Here is a 6,125-nt window from a genome sequence, read left to right as displayed (position 1 = left end):
GCGCTGCCTGACCGGCAGCAACGGCTCGATCCGCCCCCACAGATCATCCGACACCACCCACGGAGGCCCCTTCCCCTTCCCCATAACCCGCTCAACGAGCAACCGAGGAAGGAGACATGGGTTCAACAAAGCTTTCTGTTAGCTCCTCTAAGCCCTGCTTTCCGCAGCCTGGTGCCTGGAGCACGCGAACGGCCCGCCCCCGAGTGGGGACGGGCCGTTTCTGTTTCACGTGGAACGCGCACGCCGTTTCACGTGAAACGCGAGGAGCTTCAGGCCTTGGTCGGCTCGATGAAGGCGTCCAGGTCGCGCAGGATGGCGGTCTTCGGCTTGGCGCCGACGATCGTCTTCACGACCTCGCCGTTCTGGTACACGTTCAGCGTCGGGATCGACATGACGCCGTACTTGGCGGCGGTGCCCGGGTTCTCGTCGATGTTGAGCTTCACGATCTCGATCGAGTCGCCGTGCTCGGCGGCGATGGCCTCAAGGGACGGGGCGATCTGACGGCACGGGCCGCACCAGGCAGCCCAGAAGTCCACCAGGACGGGCTTGTCGCTCTTGAGGACGTCCTCGTCGAAGGAAGCGTCGGTCACAGACTTGAGGGCCACAGCGGCCTCCTTGAATTCGTGGGGTGTAGGGGTGGGGTGAGTCGGGTCAGACTGCGGGGGTCGCGGCCAGCTTCTCGCTGTCGGCGAGGGCGGCCAGGAAGCGCTCGGCGTCCAGGGCGGCGGAGCAGCCGGTACCGGCGGCCGTGATGGCCTGACGGTAGGTGTGGTCGACCACGTCACCGGCACCGAAGACACCCGAGAGGTTCGTCCGGGTCGAGGGGGCGGCGACCTTGAGGTAGCCCTCGTCGTCCAGGTCCAGCTGGCCCTTGAACAGCTCGGTCCGCGGGTCGTGGCCGACGGCGATGAAGAGGCCGGTGACGGGCAGCGCGCGGGTCTCGCCGGTCTTCGTGTCGCGCAGGGTCACACCGGTGAGCTTCGGGTCGCCGTGGATCTCGGTGACCTCGCTGTCCCAGGCGAAGGAGATCTTCGGGTCGGCGAAGGCACGCTCCTGCATCGCCTTCGAGGCGCGCAGGGTGTCACGGCGGTGGACGATCGTGACGGTCTTGGCGAAGCGCGAGAGGAAGGTGGCCTCCTCGATCGCGGTGTCGCCACCGCCGACGACGGCGATGTCCTGGTCCTTGAAGAAGAAGCCGTCGCAGGTGGCGCACCAGGAGACACCGCGACCGGAGAGAGTGTCCTCGTTGGGAAGACCGAGCTTGCGGTGCTGAGAGCCGGTGGTGACGATGACGGCCTTGGCGCGGTGCACGGTGCCGGAGGTGTCGGTGACGGTCTTGATGTCACCGGTCAGGTCCACGGCGACGATGTCGTCGGGGACCAGCTCGGCGCCGAAGCGCTCGGCCTGGGCCCGCATGTTGTCCATGAGGTCGGGGCCCATGATGCCGTCGCGGAAGCCGGGGAAGTTCTCGACCTCGGTCGTGTTCATCAGGGCGCCACCGGCGGTGACGGCACCTTCGAAGACCAGGGGGTTCAGCGACGCTCGGGCGGTGTAGAGCGCTGCGGTGTATCCCGCGGGCCCCGAGCCGATAATGATCACGTTACGGACGTCGCTCACGGGTTTCTTCCTCGTCTCTGCAGACTGCCACTGCCTAAGGGGCGGTTCTCTCGGTCACTCTCACCCCACCCAACGGATACTAAGGGGCATGCATTCCCGGGACCGCCGCACGGCTCTGGGGGAGGCGGGAAGCGCAGGTCAGGAGCGAGGGTACGTTTCGCTGAACAGCACCGGGGCGGCCGGACTTCCGGCCCCGCCGCCGGGGCCGTCGGTACACGAGGCGTCGAGTACATAGGCCTGGACCCGGTCGCCGTCCGTGGGATCGCTCAGGACGAGCAGATAGGCGGGCGTTCCCCGGTACTCGCCGCGCTCTCGGCCCAGGACCGGGTCGGTCCGGCCGGTGCCCGCCAGGACGCAGCCGGGGACGGCCCCTTTCTCATTTTGGGGCGCGGCGCCCGAGGTGTCGCCGGACATCGACTCGGGGCCGACGACCCGGGGCGCGGCGCGGGTGTCGTCCTGGTGGAGAAGGGCGCGTACCCGGTCTTCGACCGGTGCCCCGGAGAACCGGCTCAGGACCGCTCCGGCGGCCGTCTGGGACGCCATGGTGTCCGCCGCCGTGGCATCGCCGTCCGTGGGGCCGCTGATGTACAGGCTCGTGCCGATGACGAGGGCACCGAAGGCGGTGCCGAGGGCGGAGAGCAGGGCGACACGGCGGCGTCGGGACCGCCTGCCGCGACCGGGCCCGGTGGCTCCGCCGGAACGGCCTGCGGGCCGTCCGGCGCTGGGGGACGAGGGGGCGGAGGGGGAGGTCTTCGCCGGGGTGGGCGCTGTTTCACGTGAAACAGCGTCGTCGTTCCCCGGAGGGTTCTCGCTCTCCCGGGCGTCGTCGTCCCCCGAGAGGGCTTCTGCTGGGGTGCTGGTGCTGGTGCTGGTGCTGGTGCTGGTGCCGGTGCTCGGGGAGGGGGTGGCGTCCCCGGGAGCGGCCTCGCCCGGAGCGGCGTCCCCGGGAGTGGTGGCGCTGAGGAGGGCTTCGGCGGCGAGGGCGGCGTCGATCCGGCCGGCGATCTCGGCGGGCATGCGCGGTGGGCCGGGCAGGGTGCCGAGCAGCCCCCGGATCTCCTCCAGGGAGGACCGCACGTCGGCACAGAGGGCACAGCCGTCCAGATGCCGACGGACGACGGAGGAGCGGCTCGGCGGAAGGAGCCCCTCGGTCAGGTCGGAGATCTCCGAGACGTCCGGGTGCTGTGTGGTGTCGGCCCTGCCGGCCGTGGGAGTCACGCGCGCCCACCTCCGCCCTTCACGGCAGCTGGATCAGTCGGTCCGGCATCCATCGGTCCCGGCGCCGGTGGGACGGATGTCCCCGGCGTCCGGTTCCTTCCCCCTTCAGGGGGCTCGTTACCCACCGTGCCGGTGCGCAGATGAGTGACCATCGGCAGCAGACGCGCCCGCCCGCGTGCGCAACGGCTCTTCACGGTGCCGGTGGGGACGCCGAGGATACGGGCCGCCTCCGCCACGGGGTATCCCTGCATGTCGACCAGGATGAGAGCGGCGCGCTGGTCGGGGGCGAGGGTCGCGAGGGCGGCGAGGATCTCCCGGTGCAGATCCTGGCGTACGGCCGGAGCCTCGGCGGACTCGTGGGGTTCGAGGAGCTGCTCGAACCGGGCGTCGTCGTCGACGGGCGAGGTCCTGCGGGAGGCGGTCCTGCGGAGCCGGTCGAGGCAGGCGTTCACGGTGATGCGGTGCAGCCAGGTGGTGACGGCGGAGTGCCCGCGGAAGGTGTGAGCGGACCGGAAGGCGGAGACCAGAGCGTCCTGGACGGCATCGGCGGCCTCCTCGCGGTCCCCCAGGGTGCGCAGGGCCACCGCCCACAGCCGGTCACGATGCCGCCGCACCAGCTCACCGAAGGCGTCGGGGTCTCCTGAGACGTGCAACGTCAGAAGAGTGTGGTCAGGGATCTCATGGTGCTCACCTGGCATACGGTTCCACCCCCGAACTCTCAGCTCATGGACCCTATAGGGGTTTTGAGGACATGTACATACGCAGGCGCGAATCATGCCCTCTTGTCTGGTAATGAGTTACATGCTGTGCGGCGATATTGGGAAATCTTGCCGGAGGTCCGGGCGGCACATCTGCATATAGGGAGGGGGGATCTTCGAGATGGTGGGCAGAGTGAGGGTGAAAAGAAACCCCAAGGCTTTGGTTCTGGCGTCGATTGCTTGCGCTGTCCTGGCCGCATGTTCTTCGCCGGGTGGCTCTGGTCGGGCTGCGGAGCGGATCAAGCCAGGCGGTGCTCCGGCAGAAGTGGTTGAAATTCCCGAGATGAAGTCTGTGGTAGGTCTGGGGCGCGAATGGGCATACCGCGAGAGCCGGATAGATGATTCCCGCCCGGTGAACGGGGGGGGGATATGCGGCGTCATCGAAGCGGCCACTGCGCGGAAGTGGGGCTATCACTCTCCGTTCGAGCCTGAGTCCGATGATGAGAAGGGCGGTGACCCGCCCTGTTCGCCCCGTGAGATGGAGGATTACACGGGAAGGTCGGCGAAAACGGGAAAGCCGATCGAAGGACGGAAGGGCGGATGCGTGGGTGTGGCTCAGGCCGAAATCTTTGGTGAAGAGGGGTTGAAGCTCTCGCTCCAGTACCTTGAGGACCAGTGAGCCCCTGCCTCTGGGGAAACGCACGGCTGAGGAAGACGTGATCTGTAAACAGCGAAGCAGGGCCGTGGCTGAACCGAACCCGATCACCGTGCGGAAGGGATACGCCCCCGGTCTCCTCGGTATCCCTTCCGCAGTTCCTGGCTAGCTGGTCACCTTGATGTCCACGACCCGGCCGCGGAATCGGCCGTCGTCCGACTGCGGCAGGTCGGTCAGCCAGACGAGGAGGTATCGCGACTTGAGGGGTTGGCCGGGCTTGAGCGTGACCGTCGTCCCGGTCCCCTCCGCGACCTTGCTGTAGGCGTCGAAAGATATGGGCCTTGAGGTTTCGTCGGCAGTGGTGCGAAGCTCGACTGACGTATCTCCTATGAAGGAAACGGTCACCTTTCCGACCTGCTGGACTTTGCCGAGATCGACGACGACGCCCACGCCCGACTTCAGCCGGCCGAAGTCCGACGTCGCGTACCAGTCGCTCTGCCAGAAGGTGTCAGGGTTGTCGTCGTAGGTGTTCTTTATCTGATCAGGCTTCTCCGAGCCGTCACCGAGCGGGTCGAAGTCCTGTGCGTCGACGATGGGGATGTGCTCGCCCGTCCGGGGCTTCTTCTCGTCGTCGTCGACAGGCGGCTGACTCGGCTGAGGGGATTCGACGGTGTCCGTCTGGTGGAGCAGCCGGTCGGCGATCTGCCAGCTGCCGAGGCCGAGAGCGGCGATGAGGAGGGCGGAGACGGCCCACTTCAGCGCCCGGCCCGTGCGGCTGTGCAACGGGGGCGGCGGGACGACCACGGGCTGGGTGGCCGCGGGGTGCGGCTGGGGGCGGCCGTAGGTGCCCTGCTGGTAGGTGGTCCGCTGGTACTCGGGCGGCGCGGTGAATTCCGGCTCCGGCGGCTTCACCCGGGGCATCGCCGCCACGGCCTTGGCCAGCTCGTCCGGGGTGGTGCAGGGCGGTTCCTGGCGCGAGGCGGTGGCCCCGTCGTTGGCCAGGGCGCGCATGGCGATCTCGGAGAGACCCCGGTGGACCCCCGCCCGGACCTGGTCGGGCGGGAGCAGCCCGATGCCCTTGGGGAGTCCGGAGAGGCCGTAGGCGTCGCTGTCGTACGGCCAGCGCTGGGTGAGCGCGGCGTACAGGAGGGCGCCGATGGCCTCGGTGTCGCTGCGCTGGGGGCGCTCGGCGGTGATGCCGCGCAGGGCGGCGTTCACGGCCAGGCCCCGGATGCGGTACTGGCCGGTGGAGCTGCGCAGGACGGCGCTCGGGGTGAGCCGGAGGTGGGCGAGGCCTTCGCGGTGGGCGGCGGCCATGGCCTGGGAGACCTGGCTGACGAGCTGGTAGGCGTCGTGGGGCTCCAGCGGGCCGGTCGCGAGGAGTGCGGTCAGCTCCGTGGAGTCGGGCAGCCACTCGTGCACGACGTAGACGAGGTCGTTCTCCTCCACGGCGTCGAGGACCTGGACGAACCGGGGGTCGCCGAGCAGGGCCGAGGAGCGGGCCGCCGCCAGGACCGAGCGGGCCCGGGGGTGGTCGGCGGGCAGCAGATGGACTCCGACCGCGCGACGTAGCTTCTCGTCGACGGCACGCCAGCTGCTGAAGCCGTCCAGTCGGGTGACGCACTCCTCAAGTCGGTAGCGTCTGGCCAGCTTGTGGCCGCTGTGCAGTTCGGGAGCCGTGAGGGAGGGCTTTTCGCCGCTCTGTCGTTCGACCGCCTTCTTCTCCGTGGCCTCGGCGATGGTGTCCGCCGTCTTCTGCTTGTCCGCCACCCCGTCGGTCGCGGCCGTGTCCGCCTTGGCGGTCAGCGGGTCGTCACCGCTGTTGTCGGCCACGTCGACGGCAGCCGTGCTACGTTCCGCCACCGTCGTTCCTGCCTCCCCATCCGTTGCGCCAGATCCAACAGCCAAGCCAATTGTGCCCACAGTCGGACTCTATG

The 6,125-nt window shown here is 68.8% G+C and carries 6 protein-coding genes; 1 reads left to right on the top strand and 5 read right to left on the bottom strand.

Going from position 1 to position 6,125, the window contains the following annotated elements:
- Nucleotides 1-269 precede the first annotated feature (269 nt).
- The 4 genes from trxA to sigM form a co-directional block, all read right to left on the bottom strand.
- Entirely contained in the window at nucleotides 270-605 is a 336-nt protein-coding gene (gene trxA, locus BU197_RS09200; RefSeq protein WP_188267747.1) for a thioredoxin, read from the bottom strand.
- Nucleotides 606-651: 46 nt separating this feature from the next.
- Nucleotides 652-1,617, bottom strand: coding sequence for a thioredoxin-disulfide reductase (gene trxB / locus BU197_RS09195; protein ID WP_188267746.1), 966 nt, complete (start codon nucleotides 1,615-1,617; stop codon nucleotides 652-654).
- A gap of 138 nt (nucleotides 1,618-1,755) precedes the next feature.
- Nucleotides 1,756-2,835 carry a hypothetical protein gene (locus tag BU197_RS09190; protein WP_188267745.1) on the bottom strand — a complete coding sequence of 360 codons (1,080 nt, stop codon included), beginning with the start codon at nucleotides 2,833-2,835 and terminating at the stop codon, nucleotides 1,756-1,758.
- A complete protein-coding gene (gene sigM / locus BU197_RS09185; protein WP_188267744.1) occupies nucleotides 2,832-3,533 on the bottom strand; it encodes an RNA polymerase sigma factor SigM in 702 nt (233 codons plus the stop codon). The genes BU197_RS09190 and sigM overlap by 4 nt, the downstream gene beginning before the upstream one ends.
- Nucleotides 3,534-3,876: 343 nt before the next feature.
- Between sigM and BU197_RS09180 the strand changes: the two genes are divergently transcribed.
- Complete coding sequence (locus BU197_RS09180) at nucleotides 3,877-4,212, top strand: hypothetical protein (RefSeq protein ID WP_188267743.1); 336 nt, start codon at nucleotides 3,877-3,879, stop codon at nucleotides 4,210-4,212.
- A 141-nt stretch (nucleotides 4,213-4,353) separates the two neighbouring features.
- Here BU197_RS09180 and BU197_RS09175 read toward each other — a convergent pair whose 3' ends face one another.
- Nucleotides 4,354-6,051 carry a serine/threonine protein kinase gene (locus BU197_RS09175; RefSeq protein WP_188267742.1) on the bottom strand — a complete coding sequence of 566 codons (1,698 nt, stop codon included), beginning with the start codon at nucleotides 6,049-6,051 and terminating at the stop codon, nucleotides 4,354-4,356.
- Between the last annotated feature and the right edge of the window lie 74 nt (nucleotides 6,052-6,125).

Source organism: Streptomyces sp. CBMA291, assembly GCF_014596525.1.
Taxonomy (GTDB): Bacteria; Actinomycetota; Actinomycetes; order Streptomycetales; family Streptomycetaceae; genus Streptomyces.
Note: the sequence above shows the minus strand (reverse complement) of the source record. Positions and strands in the feature narration are given on the sequence as shown.

What these genes read in the sequence shown, in the direction of transcription:
- BU197_RS09180 (WP_188267743.1), top strand. Translation starts at nt 3,877, where the DNA reads ATGAAGTCTGTGGTAGGTCTGGGGCGCGAATGGGCATACCGCGAGAGC.
- sigM (WP_188267744.1), bottom strand. Translation starts at nt 3,533, where the DNA reads ATGCCAGGTGAGCACCATGAGATCCCTGACCACACTCTTCTGACGTTG.